This window comes from Flexivirga oryzae, assembly GCF_014190805.1.
Taxonomy (GTDB): domain Bacteria; phylum Actinomycetota; class Actinomycetes; order Actinomycetales; family Dermatophilaceae; genus Flexivirga; species Flexivirga oryzae.
On record NZ_JACHVQ010000003.1, the window covers coordinates 197719 to 216761 of the forward strand.

Here is a 19043-nt window from a genome sequence, read left to right on the forward strand (position 1 = left end):
TGCCGACCGGGTCGTTCCGGGCGGCCAGCCGCCGTAGTTCATACCTGCGGGCTACGAAACGGCCCTCGACAGGCTGTGGCGAAGATGTGGTGTCGCTGAAAATCGGCCGGGGTCAGCCGACCGGCAGGTGCACGGATTCGAAACGTATGACGGCCAGCGCGATCAGCAGCACCACGATCGCGGCGAGCGCCGGCCACTGCCACCGCGCGCGGGTGCGCCCGAGCAGCGCGATCGCGCCGGCGCACAGCCCGCCGGTGACGGCACCACCCAGGTGCGCCTGCCAGGCGATGTCGGGCAGGACGAAACCGATCACGGCGTTGATCACGATCAACCCGATCATCGGCCCGCTCTCCAGGCCGAGCCGGCGGTTGAGCACGACGACCGCGACGAACAGGCCGAAGACCGCACCGGAGGCGCCGACGGTCGGGGTCACCCAGCCCGTCGGGTAGTCGGTCGGCGAGTTCGGGGTGGACGCGAGCAACTCGTACCCGACCGACCCGCCGACCGCGGAGATCAGGTAGAGCGCGAGCAGCCGGGCGCGCCCCAGCATCGGCTCGAGGTACTGCCCGACGATCCACAGGGCGTACATGTTGAACAGCAGGTGGAACGGCGTGTCCGGGGAGTGCACGAACGCCGCGGTCAGGAAGCGCCACGGGTCCTGACCGGACAGCACGGGCGCGTAGAGCATGTCGGTGGTGACCGTCGGGTCGACCTTCTGCGCGACCCACACGACCACACAGATCGCGATCAGGGTGATCGTGACGACCGGCCGCCCCTGGACGGCCCGGCCGCCGAACGCGGTGACCAGGCTGCGCGACTGCTTCTGGTGCGTCTTGACGCAGTCGACGCACTGCACGCCGACCGCGGCCGGCCGCTGGCATTCCGCACAGGTCGGCCGGCCGCAGCGCTGGCATGACACCAACGCCACCCGGTCCGGGTGGCGTGGGCAGTGGGGGAGATCCCCCATCGAGTTGGTCACGGACGACTCGGTCAGGACTCGACGGTGACCTTCTCGATCACGACCGGCTCGACCGGGCGGTCCTGCGCACCGGTCTGCACGGCCGCGATCTTGTCGACCACGTCGCGGCCGGGCTGGTCGGCGACCTCACCGAAGATGGTGTGCTTGCCCTGCAGCCAGGTGGTCGGCGCGACGGTGATGAAGAACTGCGAACCGTTGGTGCCGTGCCCGCCGCGCTTGCCGGCGTTGGCCATGGCCAGGATGTATGGCGCGGAGAAGTTGCGCTCCGGCGAGATCTCGTCGTCGAACTCGTAGCCCGGGCCGCCGATGCCGACGCCCTGCGGGCAGCCGCCCTGGATCATGAAGCCGGGGATGATGCGGTGGAAGGTGAGGCCGTCGTAGTACGGCGTGGGGTTGGTGCGACCGGCGTCGTCGCGGTACTCCTTGGTGCCCTGCGCGAGGCCGACGAAGTTCTCGACGGTCTTGGGGGCGTCGTTGCTGAAGAGGTTGACTTTGATGTCGCCGTGATTGGTGTGCAGCGTTGCGATCATGCGCCCCAGTGTCGCATCCCGGAGGCGTCGCACCATCCAGTGCATCCGACCGGCGTTATGACTCTGCGGTCCGGGTTGGCAGGATGAAGGGGATCTCACATGTCTAGGAGGGCTCACGTGTTCAGCAAGACCTCGCGCAAGGACGTGGCGAAGGACAAGGTCGCCGAAGCGGTGTCGACGGTGGGTGACGCCACGGACGTCGCCCGGGAGAAGGCGGCTCCGGTCATCGAGTCGGCCGCCGAGAGACTCAGCGACGCCGTCGATGCAGCCCAGCCCCAGGTCGCCAAGGCGACGAAGAAGGCCAAGAAGTCGGCCGGTAAGACCGCCAAGAAGGCTGCGAAGAAGGCGCGCGCCGCGAGCGACCAGGCCTACGCCGCGCTGCCCGAGCAGGCACGGAGCACCGTGGAGCTGGTGGTGCCGCAGGTCGCCACGAAACGCCACCGGAAGGGCAAGCTGTTCATCGCGCTCGGGCTGGTCGCGGGCGCCGCCGCCGTCGCGCTGCTGGTGCGCGGCAAGCAGCAGTCCGGTGGTGGCGCCGTCGCCGCTTCGGAGCTGCCCGAGGTGGAGCGTCGTGACGCCGCTGCCGCCGAAGCGGAGACCGAACCGGTCACGCTGCCGGGCTCGGACGACGCCGTCGGTGACGCGGAGCAGCAGGTCGATGCGGCCGTGTCCGGCCGCAAGGGCCGGCATGCCGCCCAGGAGTGACCGCCCGGTCCTGATCACCGGCGCGACCGGTGCGATCGGCGGCCGGGTGGCGGATGCGCTGGCGCGATCCGGCGTTCCGACACGGCTGTTCGTCCGGTCACCCGATCGGGCACCGTCCCTCGCCGGGTCGTCGATCATCCAGGGCTCGTATGCCGACCCGGCCACGTGCGCGGCCGCGCTGGACGGGGTGGACACCGCGTTCATGGTGTCGGCGACCGAGAGCCCGGACCGGTTGCGTGAGCATCAGAACTTCGTGCATGCGGCGGCTGCCGCGGGCGTGCGGCACATCGTCTACACCTCGTTCGCGGGTGCTTCGCCGACCGCGACGTTCACCTTCGCGCGGGACCACTTCGCGACCGAGCAGCTGATCCGGCGGTCCGGGCTGAAGTTCACCTTCCTGCGCGACAACTTCTACCTCGACGTGCTGGTGCACTGGGTGGGCGCGGACGGCGTGATCCGGGGCCCGGCCGGCGACGGTGCGGTCGCGGCGGTGGCACGCGACGACGTGGCCGCGGTCGCGACCACGGTGCTGCGTGCGCCGGAGGCGAGCACGGATGCGACCTACACGCTCACCGGGCCGCGGTCGCTGCGCCTCGCGCAGGTCGCCGAGACGATCGGCGCCGTGACCGGTCGGGCCACCGCCTATCACCCGGAGACAGTGCCGGAGGCGTACACGTCGCGGGCGTCATACAACGCGCCGCAGTGGCAGCTGGACGCCTGGGTGTCGACCTACACCGCGATCGCGGCCGGCGAACTCGCCGAGGTCACCCCGGACGTCGAGCGGCTGCTGGGCCGGCCGGCGACGTCCCTGGAGCAACTGCTGCGCGGCTGATCAGCGGAAGGCCGACAGACCGGTCACGGCCTGGCCGACGACCAGCGTGTGCATCTCGACGGTGCCCTCGTAGGTCAGCACCGACTCCAGGTTGTTCATGTGCCGGATCACCGGGAACTCGTAGGAGATCCCGTTGGCACCGAGGATCGTGCGGGCGGTCCGGCAGATCTCGAGCGCCTCGCGGACGTTGTTGAGCTTGCCGAGGCTGACCTGCTCCGGCAGCAACCGGTGGGCGTCCTTGCGGCGGCCCAGGTGTGTCGCGAGCAGCACGCCCTTGGCGTATTCGAGGTGCATGTCGGCGAGCTTCGCCTGGGTCAGCTGGTAGGCACCGATCGGCTTGCCGAACTGGGTGCGCTCGGTGGCGTAGGCCTGTGCGGCCTGCAGTGCGGAACGTGCCGCGCCCATGGCGCCCCAGGTGATCCCGTAGCGGGCCTCGTTGAGGCAGGACAGCGGGCCCTTGAGGCCGCGGACGTCCGGCAGTACGGCGTCGGCGGGCAGCCGGACCTCGTCGAGGACCAGCTCGGCGGTGACCGACGCGCGCAGGGACCCCTTGTGCTTGATCGCCGGCGCGGAGAAGCCCGGAGTGGTGGTCGGAACGACGAATCCCCTGATCCCACGGCCGTTCTCGGCCTCGTCGGTCTGTGCCCAGACCACCGCGACATCCGCGATGCTGCCGTTGGTGATCCACATCTTGCGGCCGGTCAGCACCCAGTCGTCACCATCTTTGCGGGCCCGGGTGCGCATGCTGCCCGGGTCGGAGCCGGCGTCCGGCTCGGTCAGCCCGAAGCAGCCGATCGCGTCGCCGGACGCCATCCGCGGCAGCCACTGCTGCTTCTGCTCCTCGCTGCCCCACTTCCAGATCGCGAACATCGCCAGCGACCCCTGCACCGAGACCAGCGAACGGATGCCGGAGTCGGACGCCTCCAGCTCCAGGCACGCGAGCCCGTAGTCGGTGGCCGACATACCGGCGCAGCCGTAGCCCTCCAGGTGCATGCCGAGCAGACCCAGCGAACCGAGCTCCTTGGCCAGGCCACGGACGTCGTCGATCTCGCCGCGCTCGAACCAGTCCGCTACGTAGGGGTCGATCCGGTCCGCGCACAACTGGCGCACCGCCGCGGCGACGGCACGCTCGTCGTCGGTGAACAGGTCGGCCAGACCGGCCGGGTCCAGCGGGTCGATTCGGGCAGCGGGGTTGTTCGCCATGGGGGTCCTCCAGGTCATCTTTCGCGGATTGCTCGTTCTCGACGTTCCCGGATAACCACGCTGAAATGCAACTGAATAGGCCGATCAATACCTAGAGGGTATTGGTGTGTGTGGCTTGTCGGTCTGGTGCTCGCGTGCCGGGTGCGTTGTCCGCCAGAGTGCTGCTGAACACATCGTGGAGAGGACACCCAGCATGGCGCACGAAGACAGGTCCACACTCGAGGAGATCTTCGAGCGACCGGCGGTCGGCCCGCTCGCGGGCGTCGTGGTCGCCGACCTGAGCCGGGTGCTGGCGGGCCCCTACTGCACGATGCTGCTCGCCGACCTGGGTGCACTGGTGATCAAGGTGGAGAGTCCGGGCGGTGACGACACCCGCCGGTGGTCGCCGCCGCGACGCGGTGACGACAGCACCTACTACCTGTCGGTCAACCGCAACAAGTACTCGATCGCGCTGGACTTCAAGGACCCGGCCGATCTCGCGGTCGTACGGCGGATCGTCGACCGGGCCGATGTGGTGATCCAGAACTTCAAGCCGGGCGGGCTGGAGAAGTTCGGCCTCGACGCCGCCACGCTGCGGCAGGAGCGGCCGGACCTGGTCTACGCGTCGATCTCCGGTTTCGGCACCGACGGGGGTGCGAACCTGCCCGGTTACGACCTGCTGGTGCAGGCGCTGTCCGGGATGATGGAGCTCACCGGTTCGGCCGACGGCGAGCCGATGCGTTCGGGAGTCGCGGTGTTCGACGTCATCACCGGTCTGCACTCCGCGCTCGGCATACTTGCGGCGTTGCGGGTGCGGGACGAGACGGGGCGGGGTGACCACGTCGAGGTCAATCTCCTGTCGTCGGCGCTGTCCGGGCTCGTCAACCAGACCTCCGCGTATGTCGCCGGCGGTGTCGTGCCGACCCGGATGGGTAACGAGCACCCCAGTCTGTATCCGTACGAGCCACTGCCCGCCGCTGACAAGGAGATCGTGATCGCCGTCGGCAACGACCCGCAGTTCGCCGCACTGTGCCGTTGCCTGGAGCTGCCGGAACTGCCCGGGGATGCCCGGTTTGCGACGAACGAGGCCCGGAACGCGAACCGCGGCGAGTTGCGCGTCCTGTTGACCGAGCGGCTCAAGACCCGGCCGGCGGCGGACTGGTTCGAGTTGTTGCGGGCGGCGAACGTGCCCGCGGCGCCGATTCTCACCGTCGCCGAAGGCACGCAGTTCGCCGAGCAGCTCGGGTTGGAGCCGGTGGTGGAGACCGGGACGGGTGAGCGGCGGATCCCCGCCATACGTAACCCGATTCGGTTCAGCGAGAGTCCGCTCGACTATTCGAAGTCGGCTCCGATCCTCGACGGCGACCGCGATCAGGTGACGCGCTGGCTCGAGGCGACCACGAGTGGCGACGACGCACCGTAACCTGAGCCCTGTGGACGTCCATCAGGCACAGGCGTTCCTGGCTGTTGCCGAGGAGCTGCATTTCGGCCGGGCCGCCGAGCGGTTGCACATGGCGCAGCCGCCGCTCAGCCGGTTGATCCGGCAGATCGAGGCGGACCTGGAGGTGCAGCTGTTCGAGCGCAACACCCGCCAGGTGACACTGACGCCGCAGGGGGCCGCGCTGATCGAGCCGGCGCAGGAGCTGGTCCTGCTGTCGCGGCGCATCAAGGAGATCGTGCAACAGGCGGACGCAGGCGAAACCGGCCGACTGCGACTGGGATTCGCGGGTGCCTCGGTGAACAGGCTGGTGAGCGCACTCGCGCGCAGCATCCAGCGCGAACGGCCGGGCATCACGTTGGAACTGTTCAGCTCGCAGTTCTCGCACACCGGTCTGCAGCGGGTGCTGGACGGGTCGTTGGACATGTTGATCGGCCGCTGGGACTTCCTGCCGGCGCAGGTCGAGTCGCGGCTGCTCGGGCACGAGGAGCTGCTGGTTGCGCTGCCGGAGCATCACCGGTTGGCCGGGCAATCGGCGGTCGCCCCGGGCGATCTGGTCGACGAGTCGTGGATCGTCCTGCCGGGCGCCAGCGGCGCCACGCTGCCGAACCGGTTGAACGTGCTGGGCGTCAACGGCGGTTTCGTCCCTCGTGTCACCCAGATCGCCCCGGACTCGTCCACCCAGTTGATGCTGGTCGCCGTCGGTCAGGGCGTTGCCCTCAACTTCAGCGGGGTGCGGGACAACGTCCCCGCGCCCGGCGTGATCTTCAAGCCGCTACGACCGAGCCAGCCGACCGCCGAAGTGCGGCTCATCTGGCGGCGCGGTGACCCGAACCCGGTCCTGCCCGCCGTGATCGCGCTCTCCCACAAGGTCTTCCCAACGGTGCCCGAGTAACCAGCGCTGCCCGAGTAAGCAGCGGCGTTGATTTCAGCGGTGGCCGAGTAGGTCGAGCCGCTAGGCGAGACCGTGATCGAGGCCCCGCACACACCCGCGGCGGCCGAGTAAGCAGCGGTGGCCGAGTCGGTCGAGCCGCTAGGCGAGACCGTGATCGAGGTCCCGCACACACCCGCGGTGGCCGAGTAAGCAGCGGTGGCCGAGTAGGTCGAGCCGCTAGGCGAGACCGTCATCGAGGTCCCGCACACACCCGCGGCAGCCGAATCATCACCCCGCACACACCCGCGGTGGCCGAGTAGGTCGAGCCGCTAGGCGAGACCGTGATCGAGGTCCCGCACACACCCGCGGTGGCCGAGTAGGTCGAGCCGCTAGGCGAGACCGTGATCGAGGTCCCGCACACACCAGCGGTGGCCGAGTAAGCAGCGGTGGCCGAGTAGGTCGAGCCGCTAGGCGAGACCGTCATCGAGGTCCCGCACACACCCGCGGCAGCCGAATCATCACCCCGCACACACCCGCGGTGGCCGAGTAGGTCGAGCCGCTAGGCGAGACCGTGATCGAGGTCCCGCACACACCCGCGGTGGCCGAGTCATCACCCCGCGCAACCCATTTCAGCGGTGGCCGAGTAAGAGTGACCAGTGAGCCCGCATCGAGGTCCCGGCCGGTCTGGTGGTCAGGCGACTTTGTCGGCACGCCAGCCGGGCATGGCGCCTTCGGTCAGGTCCCAGTGCACCCCGTCGGGGGTGATGGTGGCGTAGTACCCGTGCCGGTGGACGATCTGGTGATGTCGCCGACACAGCATCGCAGAATTGGTCAGGGCAGTGCTGCCGCCGGCCCACCAGGGCAGGATGTGGTGGATCTCGCAGAAACCCGGAGGTCGGTCGCAGGTGGGGAAGGTGCATCCCATGTCTCGGTGGACGACGGCGGCCCGTATCCCTGTGGTGGCCAACCGTTTTTCACGCCCCACGTCCAGGGGTTGACTCTTGGTGCCGAGGACGACGGGGATCAGGTCCGCGTCACATGCCAGGCGGCGGGCGGTGCCCGCGTCGAGGATCTCCCCGCCGATGGTGATGGCACCGTCCAAGTCTGTGAGGAGCCGGTGTAGGTCCATGGTGACCAACACGGTGGCGCCGGCGCCGATGCCCATCCCGTCCCCGCACACGGTCTTGGCGCCGGCGGCGACCAGGTCCATCAGCGCGTCCACCCGGCGCTTGCCCGGGGTTCGCTCATCCCGCACCCGGTCGGGCACGGCGCCCGTGCCGGTGGCGCCGTTGCTGGTGGCCCCATCGAGGTCATCGTCGCAGTCGTCGTGCTGGACGTCGGGGTGCAGGCCGAACGCGGCACCGGCGCGACCAGTCGTGTCACCAGCGTCACCGGCGACGCCGGTGTCACCGGTGGTGGTGTCCGCGTCGTGGGTGGGCTCGGGCCCACTGTCGCCCGCGGCACCGGTGGCGTCGGTGGCGCCGGTGGCGCCGGTGGCGCCGGTGGCGCCGGTGGGGTTGCTTTCCTGGCTGGTGGTGGTCTCGCCCGTGGTCTCGGTGGTGCTGGTGTCCTTGTGCTGGGCGGGGTGGGGTGCGGACAGCGCGGTGATGGCCTGTTTGAGGATGGCGGCGTTGGCGGGGCACAGGTCCGCGATCAACCGGATCATCCCGGTCGGCAACGTCCGCCAGGTCAACGACTCCACCTTCTCCAGGTGCGCGTCCTCCCCGGAGAGTTTGTCCGCGGCATAGTTGGCGATGATCCGCCGGGTCAGTTCCGTCACGCCCCGGGACCCCAGCGCCGGGTCCAGTTGCAGGAACCACGCCTGGATGTCTTCGCGGGCCGCGGCCGGTAACACTTCGGCGACTTTGACGGTCTGCCGCAACGCGGTCCGGGCGGTGGCCAGGGTGCAGGACCCGTCGCGGACCGCCGCGGCGATCACGTGGTTGCGCCGGTCCCGGCACGCCTCGGCCACCACCGACACCGTACTGGCGGCCGAGGGTTCGATACTGGTCCCGGCGGCCCGCGCCCGGGCGCGCACCCACCCGGTCGTGTTGGCCGCGTCCGAGGCATCCACCACACCCCGTTCGCACGCGTTCGCCGTCGCCAGCGTGGCGACCTGCCCGGCCCGCTCCTGCACACCCAGCAACACACTGACCAGGTCGGTGAGGTGGTCTTCGCCGAGCTGGTCGAACACGCGAGGTAACTGGTCCAGCGCGCCGGCCACGGCCCTCACCTGCTCGGCCAGCCGTGGCCCCAGACCCGGCACCGGCCGCCGGGCGGGATCGGGCCCGTCCCAGCAAGTCGTATCCGCTTCCACCGCTGCCGGTTGACCGGGGATGCGCAAGGGTGAGTCGATGGCCACGGTGATCGAGTCCCCCTCTCCCCTGGATGGTTTCGTTGTCATGATTCTATCGGGTGACGTTCAGGAAGTACAGAGGTTGTGCGAACATTTCTTCGATACGTTCGCTCTGAAACGTATCGGAAGTACGCCAAAAACTGTGCGCGGACCTCGATACGCCGTTCCTCCGCTGCGCTCCCCCACGGCTACTCGGCCAGCGCAAAATAGCCGGCTCGCCTACTCGGCCAGCGCAATATCGCGGGCTCGCCGACTCGGCCAGCGCGGGGGGAGCGGGGTCGCCGACTCGGCCAGCGCGGGGGGAGCGGGGTCGCCAGCGCGTGGGGGCACCTCGGCCAGCGCGGCATGGCGGGGGTCAACTCGGCGAGCGCGCCGGGTCAGCTATTCGCCCGGCGCATGTCGCAGACGGTCATTCAGTGCGAATCGAGCTGCGGGGCGCTGAAGCCCTCCGACCGGCCGAGCAACACCGCCCGCGTCACCGCTGTACTGCCGAACTTGTCACGCACCGCGTCCAGTGCACCGTCGAGCCGGGTGGGGGCGTCGGTGTCGAAGGGCAGCTCGAGTTGCTCGTCTTCAGCCTCGTCCAGGCCGGTGATGCTGATGCCGATCAACGTCACCCCACGGTCCACGATCAGCGGCATCGCCTCGTCGAGCAACGCCCGACCGGCCACCAGCCACGCATCGGTGCCGGCCGTCGCACGACGGACGGTTCGTGACCGTGTCACCCGCGTCATGTCATCGAAGCGCAGCCGGAGCACGAAGGTCCGGCCGATCCGCTCACCGGACCGCATCCGCCGCGTGACCCGGTCGACCAGACTCACCAGGGTGGCGTCGAGTTCCTCGCCGGTATGGCGCCCGCGGCCGATCGCCCGCTGCGCACCGATCGACCGGCGCCGGCGGCCCGTCTCCACACGCCGCGGGTCCAACCCGTGTGACAGGGCGTGCAAGTGGCGACCGCTCGCCGGCCCGACGATCGACGTCAGCGTCTCCGGTGACAGCCGGGCGAGTGCCCCGACAGTCGCGATGCCCCGGTCGTGCAGCCGGACCGACGTCACCTTCCCGACACCCCACAGTGCCTCGATCGGCAGCGGGTGCAGGAAGTCCAGCTCGCCCCCGACCGGCACGCTGAGCAGTCCGTCGGGTTTGCTCGCCGCGCTGGCGACCTTCGCCAGGAACTTGCTGCTCGCGATGCCGACCGAGATGGGCAGCCCGACCTCCGCCTTGACCCGGCGTCGCAGCTCGGCGCCGATCCGGCTCGGCGCACCGCTGAGCCTGGCCAGGCCGCCGACATCGAGGAACGCCTCGTCGATCGAGATGCCTTCGACGACCGGCGTGATGTCCCGGAACACCTCGAACACGGCGCGTGACGCCTCGACATACGCCGTGAACGTCGCGGGCACCTCGACCAGGTCCGGGCACAGTCGACGGGCGATCCGCCCGGACATCGCCGTCCGCACGCCGCACGCCTTCGCCTCATAGCTGGCCGCAAGCACGATGCCGCCGCCGACGACGACCGGCCTGCCGCGCAGCGACGGGTCGTCGCGCTGCGCGACGCTGGCATAGAACGAGTCGAGGTCGGCGTGCAGGAAAGTGCCCTCTGCCACAACCCCACCGTCCCACCCGCCACCGACAGCGCGCCCGCTGCGGCTCCTCACGCTTCACCCTGTACTCAGGCTGAAATGCCGTTAGCCTGACGTTCCATGAACATCGTCTTCGTCGAGCCGAACTTTCCGCGCAACCAGCGCGAGTTCGCGCGAGCGCTGCACGAGGTGGGCGCAACCGTCTTCGCTGTCGGGGAAACCCCGTGGGAGTGGCTGGACGAGCAGCTGCAGTCCTGGATCGACCACTACTACCAGGTCGGGTCGGTCACCGACGTCGACCAGCTCCGCACTGCGGTCGAGCACTTCCAGTCCATCGCCTGGATCGACGGCCTGGAGGCCACGATCGAGGCGCACACCCTGCCCGCGGCGATCGTCCGCGAGGCGCTCGGCATACCTGGAACATCCGTGCGCACCACCTGGCTGTGCCGCGACAAGCCGGCGATGAAGGAAGCGCTCCGCGAGGCGGGAGTGCCCACCGCTGCATCGGCGGCCGCGCACGACGTCGACGACCTGCGCGATTTCGTCGACGAGCACGGCTATCCGGTCATCCTCAAACCCCGCGACGGTGCCGGGGCCGCCGGAACCACCCGCGTCGACAACTATCGCGAACTACTCGATGCCGCAGCGGCTTTCGGCGGCACCGAGTCGATCGCGATCGAGGAGTTCGTCGAAGGACACGAGGGCTTCTACGACACCCTGAGCGTCGACGGCGCCATCGCTATCGACTTCGCGTCCCACTACTACCCCGGTGTTCTCGAAGCGATGCGCAACCGGTGGATCAGTCCGCAGTTCATCTCGACCAACCGGGTCGACTCCGTCCCCTTCTACCGCGAGTTGCGCGAGCTCGGTGAACGCGTCAACGAGGTGCTGGGTATCAGCACCTCACCGACCCACATGGAATACTTCGTCAGCCCGAAAGGCCTGCGCTTCAGCGAGATCGGCGCTCGACCGCCGGGCGTCGGCTGCTGGGACCTGTATGCCGCCGGCAACGACATGGACATCTACCGCGCGTGGGCCGACTCGATCGTCCATCACCAGGTGTGGCACGTGCCGAGCAGGACGTATGCCGCCGGCATCATCGCGTTGCGCCCGGACCGGGACGGCACGATCACGGCGATCGACGGCGTCGACGAGATCAACTCCCGGTACGGCGAATGGGTCATCGACGCCAACCTGCCGGTCGGCTCCGCTACTCAACCGGTCGAGGCCGGTTACATGGCCAACGCCTGGATCCGTATGCGGCACAACAATTACGACGTGCTCCGCGAGATGCTCGATGACGTGGGCCGGACGGTGCAGGTGCACGCGGAGTGAGCGCCGACCCGAGCGAGGATACGAGTGAGGAACGAGCGAGGCCCGCAGCGAGGGGAAGAGGCGCGACCGAAAGATGAGCCCGGACCATCCCTGCATGGTGCTGCTCGGCCCGCAGCGCCGCCCTGCCCTCGACAAGGTCGTGGCCGGGCTTCAGCTCGACGGCCCGTTCGCGACGATCACCGCCGGCTGGCAGGAGCGTGAGGTCGCCGACGACGAACTCAACGCACATCTCGGTGGACGAGCGATCAATCTCGCACTCTGGACCCGCCGCCAGGACGTTCTCGACCGCGACCCGGACTTCGCAGCCGCCCACCGGCAGCGCCAGTCGGTGCTGTCCGACATGCAGGACCTCTACCTGATCGGCGTCGGGCACACCTCCCGGGCGATCACCGAACTGCGCGAACATGCGGAGTCGTCCGAGCGGGTCAAGGAGCTCGCGCTGCGCGATGCCGAGGAGGTGCTGCGATCCCTGGATCGCCGCCACCTGGAGCGGGTCCGTGAGGTCGAGGCCGAGTTCTACGACGTGACCAAGCCGCACGAACACCCCCTCATCGCCGCCCATCGTGCGGAAGTGGCACAGGTACTGGCGGACAGCGCAGCCGTGGTCATCGCCGGTGGGCACGTCGCCGAACTGCTCGATGCGCTGCACCTGTTCAATGTCGTGCCTGCGGGCTTGGCGGACCTACCGATCATCGCCTGGTCCGCGGGCGCGATGGTCCTCTCCGAACGCGTTGTTCTCTTCAATGACAATGCGATCCGCGGGCCGCGGGCGCCTGAGGTGTATGACGACGGGCTCGGCCTGCTCCGCGGTGCTGTGCTGCTGCCGTCGGCGCACAAGCGTCTGCAGATGACCAACCTGGACCGGATGTCACTGCTGGCAAAGCGATTCGCGCCCGCCGTATGCGTGCCGCTGGATCCCGGAGCTCGGGTCGCGGTCAACACGGACGGGTCGCTGCCGACCGGGACAGCCGTGATCGGGGCCTCCGGAGCCATCGAGCAACTCGACGAGCCGGCGGGGGAGGGAACCAATGGCTAAGCAATTGGCGATCCATCGGCTTCGTGCCCGGAAACCGTTGGACGAGAGCGCTGTCGACCGTTTCCTCCAGCACCACCAGGTGCCTGTGGTCGAGGGGGAGATGTGCACGTTCCTCTTCCGCGGCAACGCCGACGAGGTGTGGGTACGACACCGCATCGTCGGCCAGCCCCAGCGCGTCCCGATGCGCCGCCTGGGCGACACCTCGCTGTGGTTCGTCGTCCTGGAGTTGCCCGCCGGTTCACGGGTCGAGTATCAACTCGAGATCCGACGCGGCGACCACCACGAGCAGGGCAACGACCCGCTCAACCCGCACGTGGCGAACAGCCCGGTCGGCTCGTCCTCGGTGTGCCAGGCCACGGGCTACGTGGTTCCGGACTGGGTGCACCCGGATCCTGATGCTCGATCTGGCGAAATCGTCGATCTGACAGTGCAATCCAAGGCACTGCGACGTCAAAGCGAATGCCGTGTCTACCTGCCCGCGCGGTTCCGCAGCACGCACCGTTACCCGCTGCTGATCGTCCACGACGGCGACGACTACCTGCACTACGCGGCGATGAAGACCGTGCTGGACAACTTGATCCACCGACTGGACATGGCCGAGACCGTGGTGGTCTTCACCAACCCCGGCGATCGCAACCGCGAATACGCCAACTCCGTGCAGCACGCGCGTTTCATCACCAAGGAACTATTGCCGACGGTGGAAGAGCAATTCCCTTTACTGGCAACCCCTTCGGGACGTTGCCTGATGGGCGCGTCCTTCGGCGCTGTGGCCGGCCTTTCGACGGCATACCGGCACCCGGACGTCTTCGGGTCGCTCATCCTGCAGTCCGGATCGTTCGTCTTCACCGATATCGGCACCGAGCACGGCGGTGGCCCGGCGTTCGACCCGGTGGTGCGCTTCATGAACCGCTACCGCACCGCCCCGCGCAAGGTCGCGGGCCGGTTGTTCGTTTCATGTGGAACGTACGAGGACCTGATCGTCTACGACCGCTCGATGGTGCCCGTCTTCGAACGCGCGGGCATGCGGGTCCGGTATGTCGAGGCGCGTGACGGCCACTCCTGGGAGGACTGGCGCGACCGGCTGCGTGACGCGCTCTCCTGGATCTACCCCGGGCCGCACAAGTACGTCTACGAGTAACCCTGCGGGTTGACCAGTCCCAGCCGCAAGGCGGCACGCGTACTCGACCCGCAGACCCGCTGCGTTCGGATCGCAGCGCCGTCGCAGTGACCTCGCAGCGCACCTGAGGACGGTGGTTCCTGATCACAGCGGAACCAGGAGGAAACCACCATGCGCAGGACACACTTCAAGCTCACCGCGGCGCTGGTCGCGGCACCGACCCTCTTGCTCGGCGCCGGCGCGCTCACCGCCGCACCGGCGCACGCGGCCACCGCCCGCAACGGCGTGTGTGAGACCGGCGAATTCTGCCTCTACTACAACTCGAACGAAGCCGGCTCCCTGTCGGACTTCAGCACGTCGATCAGCGACTACGGCGCCACCCAGCCGAGTTGCTACGACTTCAAGGGGCCGGGCAACGGTAAGGGCCTGTGCGTCAAGAACAACGCCGCATCGGTGTGGAACCGGACCGGCAAGACGGTCACGGTGTACTACAACTCCGGCTATGCGGGCGCGTCGCAGAAGTTCGCTTCCGGAGCCAAGGGCAACCTCAACTCGACACTGAAGAACAACAACGCGTCCCACCGCATCGGCGCCGCGCCCGCCAGCGTCCACGGCATCGACGTCAGTGACAACAACGGCACGATGAACTGGGCGAGCCAGTACTCCTCGGGGGTCCGTTTCGCCTACGTGAAGGCGACCGAGGGAAGCACCTGGACCGATCCGACGTACTCCCGCAACTACAAGGGCGCCCGCAACGCCGGCATGATCCGCGGCGCGTACCACTTCGCCAACCCGGCGGGTGCGTCCGGCAAGGTGCAGGCCGACTGGTTCATCAACCACGGTGGCGCGTGGAAGGCCGACGGCTACACGCTGCCCGGAGCACTCGACGTCGAGGGCACCTGTTACAGCAAGACACCCGCTGCGATGGTCAGCTGGATCAAGGCGTTCGTCGCGGAGTACAAGGCCCGCGAGGGTCGCACCCCGGTGATCTACACGAACCGGTCCTGGTGGCAGGACTGCACGGGCAACAGCACGGCGTTCCACAGCAGCGCGCTGTGGTTCGCGCACCCGGGCACGCTCGGCACGCTCCCCGGCGGTTGGGGCAAGCAGACGATCTGGCAGTACGCCGTCACGAACAACCTCGACCAGGACCGCTTCAACGGGTCCGCGGCCGCGCTCAAGTCGTTCGCCAACAACAGCTGATCGACAAGGTATGGCGCCCGTCCGATGACCGGGCGGGCGCCATACCTCGACCGGCAGCGCTGATCAGCTGCCCGAATAGACCTCCGGTGCCAGCGAATTCCCGGCCGGGATCGACCCGCACGAACTCGGAGTAGCCTTGCCTGCGAACCGGTCGTTGATCCAGCCGATCGTCGAAACCGCCCACGGCACAGCGGCGCCCACGTGCGACAGCAGGCTCGGCTGGGTGTACTTCACCGGGGTGCCGGAGGCGCAGTACTGCCGCGCCAGGGTGCGCACGTCCCCGGCGATCATCACACCGTCACCGGCACCGATGCCCGCCTTGTTTCCGGGAGTGCCCTCCCAGAAGCCGCCGGCACCCTGCTCGATGAACATCGGCGTGGTCGGCGAGGGCCGCTGCCCGAGGTTGAGTTTGTTGACCGCGTCCACGAACGGCTTCACCGAGTTCGGGTCGGCATACTGCGGCTTGACCATCTGCTGCCAGGTGATGAAGGGGTTGGCGAGCAGCCCCTCCGCGATCGAATCGCTCTGGACACCGTTCATCACCTGCGTGCCCTTGGCATTGAGGTATGGCGAGACGTCGAACCCGAACGCGCGCGCCGCTCCGGCGACCGCCATCGGCGCGACCCCGGCCCAGACAGGCGCACCGGAGACGTACTTCAGGTTGTGCGCCGGATCGACGAGCAGCCCACCCTCGGACGCTCCGACGAGCCGCTTGTTGACGTCGGGCGCGTACGACGGGGCGAGCGCGGCCGCCCAGTTGGTGCCGATCGCCCCGCCGGAGTAGCCGAACAGCGCCAGCTTGGTGCCGGTGTTCACGTCGGTGCCGGCTGCGGTGCTGGCTGCGCGGATCGAATCCAGTGTGGTGGTGCCGTATTCAGGCCCGGCGGCGAAGTCGGCGGTGGGACCCTCGGTGTCGGGGACGATCACCGGATAACCCTGGAGCAGCATCGGGGCGATCAGCGTCGTCTCGACGTTGGCGATCACCCCGCCGGGGAAGCGCTGGTTGCCGGCGATCACCCGCGACGGGCTGTCGGCGACGCTCAGCGAGTCGTAGAACGACTGGTACGACAGCGCGGCGCCTGCCTTCGCCTTCCCGGGCGGCAGGATCACCGACGTCACATTCGCGATCGGGGCGCCGACGGCGTTCTGGGTGCGGTAGAGGATCTGCTCGACCTTCAGCGGCAGCGAGATCCCGAGCAGGTGGTAGTCGATGGTGCGGGTGTCGAGCACCGCCCCCGGTGCGTATGACGCCAGCGGCTTGCTGCCGTGGTAGGTGAAGGAGCCGTCGGTCGCGGCGTGCGCCGGCGCAGCGGTGACGCCGCCGAGAGCTCCCGCCGCGAGCGCGACGGCAACGGCCGTTCCGAACATCCGAGTGCGTGACATGACTCGTCCAATCGAGGGTGAGGGGGATCACAGAGCTCGTCTAAGTTACTTACGCGTAGGTCAATAGCGCAAGGGTGGGCCGAGCACATGTCGCCGGCAGCGTGGTGCTCGTTCCGGTCAGCCGGCGAGGTCCATCACGACCGGGCGAGGATCGCGGCGGGTGTCGGTGACGGCAGGGCCGGTGCGTCGCCACCACTGCGCGGTGGTCTGGAGGTCACTGCCGCTCAGCTCCGGGTGTGTCGCGAAGGTGTGCACGGCGGGGTGGCCGCTCATTCCTGCCGCGCGCACCACGTGAGGAGCCATCTCGGGCGAGGCCGGGAGTCCCGCCAGGTCGACGTCGGCCGGGACGCCACCGCAGCGAGAAAGCGCTGCCAGCAGGGCCCGGCGCTGCCTCGGCGCGGTCGCCAGCAGCTCGACCAGTCGACGCCGGTGCTTGTCGCGGGCGAGGTAGACGAGGCAGCCGGCCGCTGCGTCCCCGACATACGATTCGTGACCGTTGCCCAGGACCTCGAGACAGGCGTTGGCGAGCGTGTCCCGGTAGGGGCTGGCAGCCAGCAGCAGGGACGAATAGTGCCGTCGTTCGACGAAGTCGGGCGACAGCGCCTCCCGCAACAGCCGGTCGACCATGGGGTCCTCCAGCCCCGACTCCTGCAAGGCGGCCGCGCGATACTCGCGCAGGTTCGCCGGACTCTGCACGCGGGCACCCGCGGCCGTCAGAGCCGGGTACGTCCCGAGCCGACCGACGACCCGCTGCATGAGTTCGGCGGACAACCGTTGCGCAACCATGAACCCCGGCAGGCCCGTCCCCGGGCCTTCGGCGGCCACGTTGAGGACGGCGCGGGTGAGCGCCGGGACCAGCTTCGCGGGCATCGTCTCCCGGCAGATCAGCCCCACCAGTGCGTATCCGACGCCCCAGCGGAGCTCTCCCTCGGCGCGCTCGAACCGCTGGATCAGCCACCGCACCACGTTCGGGTCGGAGGATGTCCCGAGGACGGCGAGCACATCCACCATCGGTTGCGTTCCGGGTTCGGCGCTCACGTCCTCCAGGACCCCCAGCACGATGCGGCTGATGCGCGGGTCGGCGAGCAGCAGTCCCAGGGCGTGCAGCCGGGTGGTGTACGCCTCGCGCACGGCACGCATGCTCTCCTCGACCAGCACCCGGACCCAGCTGCGCAGCAGTGACGGCGGCAGGACGGGCCCGGTCGGCTGGCTCACGATCTCCGCGAGCCGGGCCCAGTCGCTGCCGCTCATCGAACCCGAATCGATCCGGGTCTCCCACTCACCCAAGGCGTCGAACAGCTCGGGCCGGCGCAACTGCTCCGGACTCGGTGCCGGCGCGAGAGCACCGCCGAACATCTGGTCGAGCCCACCGCAGACACCCACCAGACGCCCGCGGGGCAGGCCGAGTGCGAGCTCGTATCCGCTGACGACCGACAAGGGAACGGGCTCGACCGCGGTCTCGTAACGACACAACGAGCTCTGGCCCACCAGGTGTCCGTGCGCCTCGAGTCGCTCGACGAACTGTGCCGCCGAACCGTGCGAACGCGCGAGCCGATTCACCCGCAGCAACCAGGAGACACGTGCGCCGGCGTCGATCGTGCGGCCGCGAATCGCCGTGGGGTCACGCAGAATTCGGACCGGGCGTCCGTGACGGGGACCCCAGCTCACAGCGCACTCTCCGACGGCGACACCGCGTGGGCACTGGTCGCGGCGAGCACACGTCCAGCAGCTCCGGCACCAGGTGACTGGACGCCACGAACCGGGCGAGCACCTTCAGGACCTGCGGGTGACCGTCCGCATCGCGCCGGACCTGGACCGTCGCGGGGCCGGTGACACCGAGCGCGCGGACCGCGGCGATCGCCAGCGACCTGACACCGCTGCGAGGGGCGGGCCGGTAGACCACCGGCAGGTATTCGGCACCGGGCACGTGGCGCTGGATCAGGTCGTCGTTGCGCAACGACGCCCAGTCCAGCTGGTCGGGACCCTGGACGACGCGGGACCGGCCGCCACCGGTGCGGGACTTGATGACCAGCGGCCCACCGAGGGCACCGAAGGCGGCAGCCGCGTCCGGGAAGTCCGCTGTCGTACCGAACGCGGGTGTGGGCACACCGCGTGCCTGCAACTGCCACGCGGTGTACAGCAGGTCCTGCGCGATGACGACCGGGCCGGCGCCGGCGACGACCACGTGGACCGCGGGATCGAACGCGGACTTGGCTGCGGCGATCTGCGGTAGCTCCTCCCGCAGGGTGGGGATGAGCACCGTGACGTTCTCCCGCAGACCGAGCTGCCGCAACGCGATGAGGCGGTGCGGGTCGCTCACCGGTGGCACCCGGTGGCCGGTGGCCGTGCTCGAAGGATGGTCCGCGTCGACGGCCACGACCGGGATCCGACGGTCGCGCAACTGGGTCAGCAGGGTCGCTCCGGCCGGTGCCGCGGCGCCGGTCACCATGACCTTCACTTCGACGGCCCCGTCGTAGGTCCGCCCCACCAGGT

The 19043-nt window shown here is 69.1% G+C and carries 16 protein-coding genes; 8 read left to right on the forward strand and 8 right to left on the reverse strand.

What is annotated here, in order from left to right; all coding sequences use genetic code 11:
- Nucleotides 1–112: 112 nt before the first annotated feature.
- Entirely contained in the window at nt 113–979 is an 867-nt protein-coding gene (locus FHU39_RS17915) for a rhomboid family intramembrane serine protease (RefSeq protein ID WP_343065983.1), read from the reverse strand.
- An 11-nt stretch (nt 980–990) separates the two neighbouring features.
- Complete coding sequence (locus FHU39_RS17920) at nt 991–1509, reverse strand: peptidylprolyl isomerase (RefSeq protein WP_183322081.1); 519 nt, start codon at nt 1507–1509, stop codon at nt 991–993.
- Nucleotides 1510–1626: 117 nt separating this feature from the next.
- On the opposite strand from FHU39_RS17920, the gene FHU39_RS17925 reads away from it, so the two are divergent.
- Both FHU39_RS17925 and FHU39_RS17930 read left to right on the forward strand, forming a co-directional pair.
- Nucleotides 1627–2214, forward strand: coding sequence for a hypothetical protein (locus tag FHU39_RS17925; protein ID WP_183322082.1), 588 nt, complete (start codon nt 1627–1629; stop codon nt 2212–2214).
- Nucleotides 2198–3046: an SDR family oxidoreductase gene (locus FHU39_RS17930; RefSeq protein WP_183322083.1), complete on the forward strand. Its 849-nt coding sequence runs from the start codon at nt 2198–2200 to the stop codon at nt 3044–3046. The genes FHU39_RS17925 and FHU39_RS17930 overlap by 17 nt, the downstream gene beginning before the upstream one ends.
- On the opposite strand, the gene FHU39_RS17935 is transcribed toward FHU39_RS17930, so the two are convergent.
- Complete coding sequence (locus FHU39_RS17935) at nt 3047–4249, reverse strand: acyl-CoA dehydrogenase family protein (protein ID WP_183322084.1); 1203 nt, start codon at nt 4247–4249, stop codon at nt 3047–3049.
- Nucleotides 4250–4442: 193 nt separating this feature from the next.
- On the opposite strand from FHU39_RS17935, the gene FHU39_RS17940 reads away from it, so the two are divergent.
- Nucleotides 4443–5651 (forward strand): CaiB/BaiF CoA transferase family protein, encoded by a 1209-nt coding sequence (locus FHU39_RS17940; RefSeq protein WP_183322085.1) that lies wholly within the window; start codon nt 4443–4445, stop codon nt 5649–5651.
- A gap of 10 nt (nt 5652–5661) precedes the next feature.
- Nucleotides 5662–6561: a LysR substrate-binding domain-containing protein gene (locus FHU39_RS17945; protein WP_183322086.1), complete on the forward strand. Its 900-nt coding sequence runs from the start codon at nt 5662–5664 to the stop codon at nt 6559–6561.
- A 670-nt stretch (nt 6562–7231) separates the two neighbouring features.
- Here FHU39_RS17945 and FHU39_RS17950 read toward each other — a convergent pair.
- On the reverse strand, nt 7232–8944 hold the full coding sequence (locus tag FHU39_RS17950; RefSeq protein WP_183322087.1) for an HNH endonuclease signature motif containing protein: 1713 nt from the start codon (nt 8942–8944) through the stop codon (nt 7232–7234).
- A gap of 365 nt (nt 8945–9309) precedes the next feature.
- Nucleotides 9310–10500, reverse strand: a complete 1191-nt coding sequence (gene dinB / locus FHU39_RS17955) for a DNA polymerase IV (RefSeq protein WP_183322088.1) — start codon at nt 10498–10500, stop codon at nt 9310–9312.
- 96 nt (nt 10501–10596) lie between these two features.
- On the opposite strand from dinB, the gene FHU39_RS17960 reads away from it, so the two are divergent.
- The 4 genes from FHU39_RS17960 (at nt 10597) to FHU39_RS17975 (ending at nt 15167) form a co-directional block, all read left to right on the forward strand.
- Nucleotides 10597–11811, forward strand: coding sequence for an ATP-grasp domain-containing protein (locus FHU39_RS17960; RefSeq protein WP_183322089.1), 1215 nt, complete (start codon nt 10597–10599; stop codon nt 11809–11811).
- Nucleotides 11812–11905: 94 nt separating this feature from the next.
- Nucleotides 11906–12847 (forward strand): Type 1 glutamine amidotransferase-like domain-containing protein, encoded by a 942-nt coding sequence (locus FHU39_RS17965; RefSeq protein WP_183322090.1) that lies wholly within the window; start codon nt 11906–11908, stop codon nt 12845–12847.
- Nucleotides 12840–13985 (forward strand): alpha/beta hydrolase-fold protein, encoded by a 1146-nt coding sequence (locus tag FHU39_RS17970; protein ID WP_183322091.1) that lies wholly within the window; start codon nt 12840–12842, stop codon nt 13983–13985. Before FHU39_RS17965 ends, FHU39_RS17970 begins: the two co-directional genes overlap by 8 nt.
- 150 nt (nt 13986–14135) lie before the next feature.
- On the forward strand, nt 14136–15167 hold the full coding sequence (locus FHU39_RS17975; protein ID WP_183322092.1) for a GH25 family lysozyme: 1032 nt from the start codon (nt 14136–14138) through the stop codon (nt 15165–15167).
- Between the two features lie 63 nt (nt 15168–15230).
- Here FHU39_RS17975 and FHU39_RS17980 read toward each other — a convergent pair whose 3' ends face one another.
- The 3 genes from FHU39_RS17980 to FHU39_RS17990 all read right to left on the reverse strand — a co-directional run bounded on the left by FHU39_RS17980 (nt 15231) and on the right by FHU39_RS17990 (nt 19038).
- Nucleotides 15231–16550, reverse strand: coding sequence for a lipase family protein (locus tag FHU39_RS17980; protein ID WP_183322093.1), 1320 nt, complete (start codon nt 16548–16550; stop codon nt 15231–15233).
- Nucleotides 16551–16667: 117 nt separating this feature from the next.
- Nucleotides 16668–18218, reverse strand: coding sequence for a hypothetical protein (locus FHU39_RS17985; RefSeq protein WP_183322094.1), 1551 nt, complete (start codon nt 18216–18218; stop codon nt 16668–16670).
- Nucleotides 18172–19038 (reverse strand): ATP-grasp domain-containing protein, encoded by an 867-nt coding sequence (locus FHU39_RS17990; RefSeq protein ID WP_183322095.1) that lies wholly within the window; start codon nt 19036–19038, stop codon nt 18172–18174. The genes FHU39_RS17985 and FHU39_RS17990 overlap by 47 nt, the downstream gene beginning before the upstream one ends.
- Between the last annotated feature and the right edge of the window lie 5 nt (nt 19039–19043).

What these genes read in the sequence shown, in the direction of transcription:
- FHU39_RS17920 (WP_183322081.1), bottom strand. Translation starts at nt 1,509, where the DNA reads ATGATCGCAACGCTGCACACCAATCACGGCGACATCAAAGTCAACCTC.
- FHU39_RS17930 (WP_183322083.1), top strand. Translation starts at nt 2,198, where the DNA reads ATGCCGCCCAGGAGTGACCGCCCGGTCCTGATCACCGGCGCGACCGGT.
- FHU39_RS17935 (WP_183322084.1), bottom strand. Translation starts at nt 4,249, where the DNA reads ATGGCGAACAACCCCGCTGCCCGAATCGACCCGCTGGACCCGGCCGGT.
- FHU39_RS17940 (WP_183322085.1), top strand. Translation starts at nt 4,443, where the DNA reads ATGGCGCACGAAGACAGGTCCACACTCGAGGAGATCTTCGAGCGACCG.
- FHU39_RS17950 (WP_183322087.1), bottom strand. Translation starts at nt 8,944, where the DNA reads ATGACAACGAAACCATCCAGGGGAGAGGGGGACTCGATCACCGTGGCC.
- FHU39_RS17960 (WP_183322089.1), top strand. Translation starts at nt 10,597, where the DNA reads ATGAACATCGTCTTCGTCGAGCCGAACTTTCCGCGCAACCAGCGCGAG.
- FHU39_RS17965 (WP_183322090.1), top strand. Translation starts at nt 11,906, where the DNA reads ATGGTGCTGCTCGGCCCGCAGCGCCGCCCTGCCCTCGACAAGGTCGTG.
- FHU39_RS17970 (WP_183322091.1), top strand. Translation starts at nt 12,840, where the DNA reads ATGGCTAAGCAATTGGCGATCCATCGGCTTCGTGCCCGGAAACCGTTG.
- FHU39_RS17975 (WP_183322092.1), top strand. Translation starts at nt 14,136, where the DNA reads ATGCGCAGGACACACTTCAAGCTCACCGCGGCGCTGGTCGCGGCACCG.
- FHU39_RS17980 (WP_183322093.1), bottom strand. Translation starts at nt 16,550, where the DNA reads ATGTCACGCACTCGGATGTTCGGAACGGCCGTTGCCGTCGCGCTCGCG.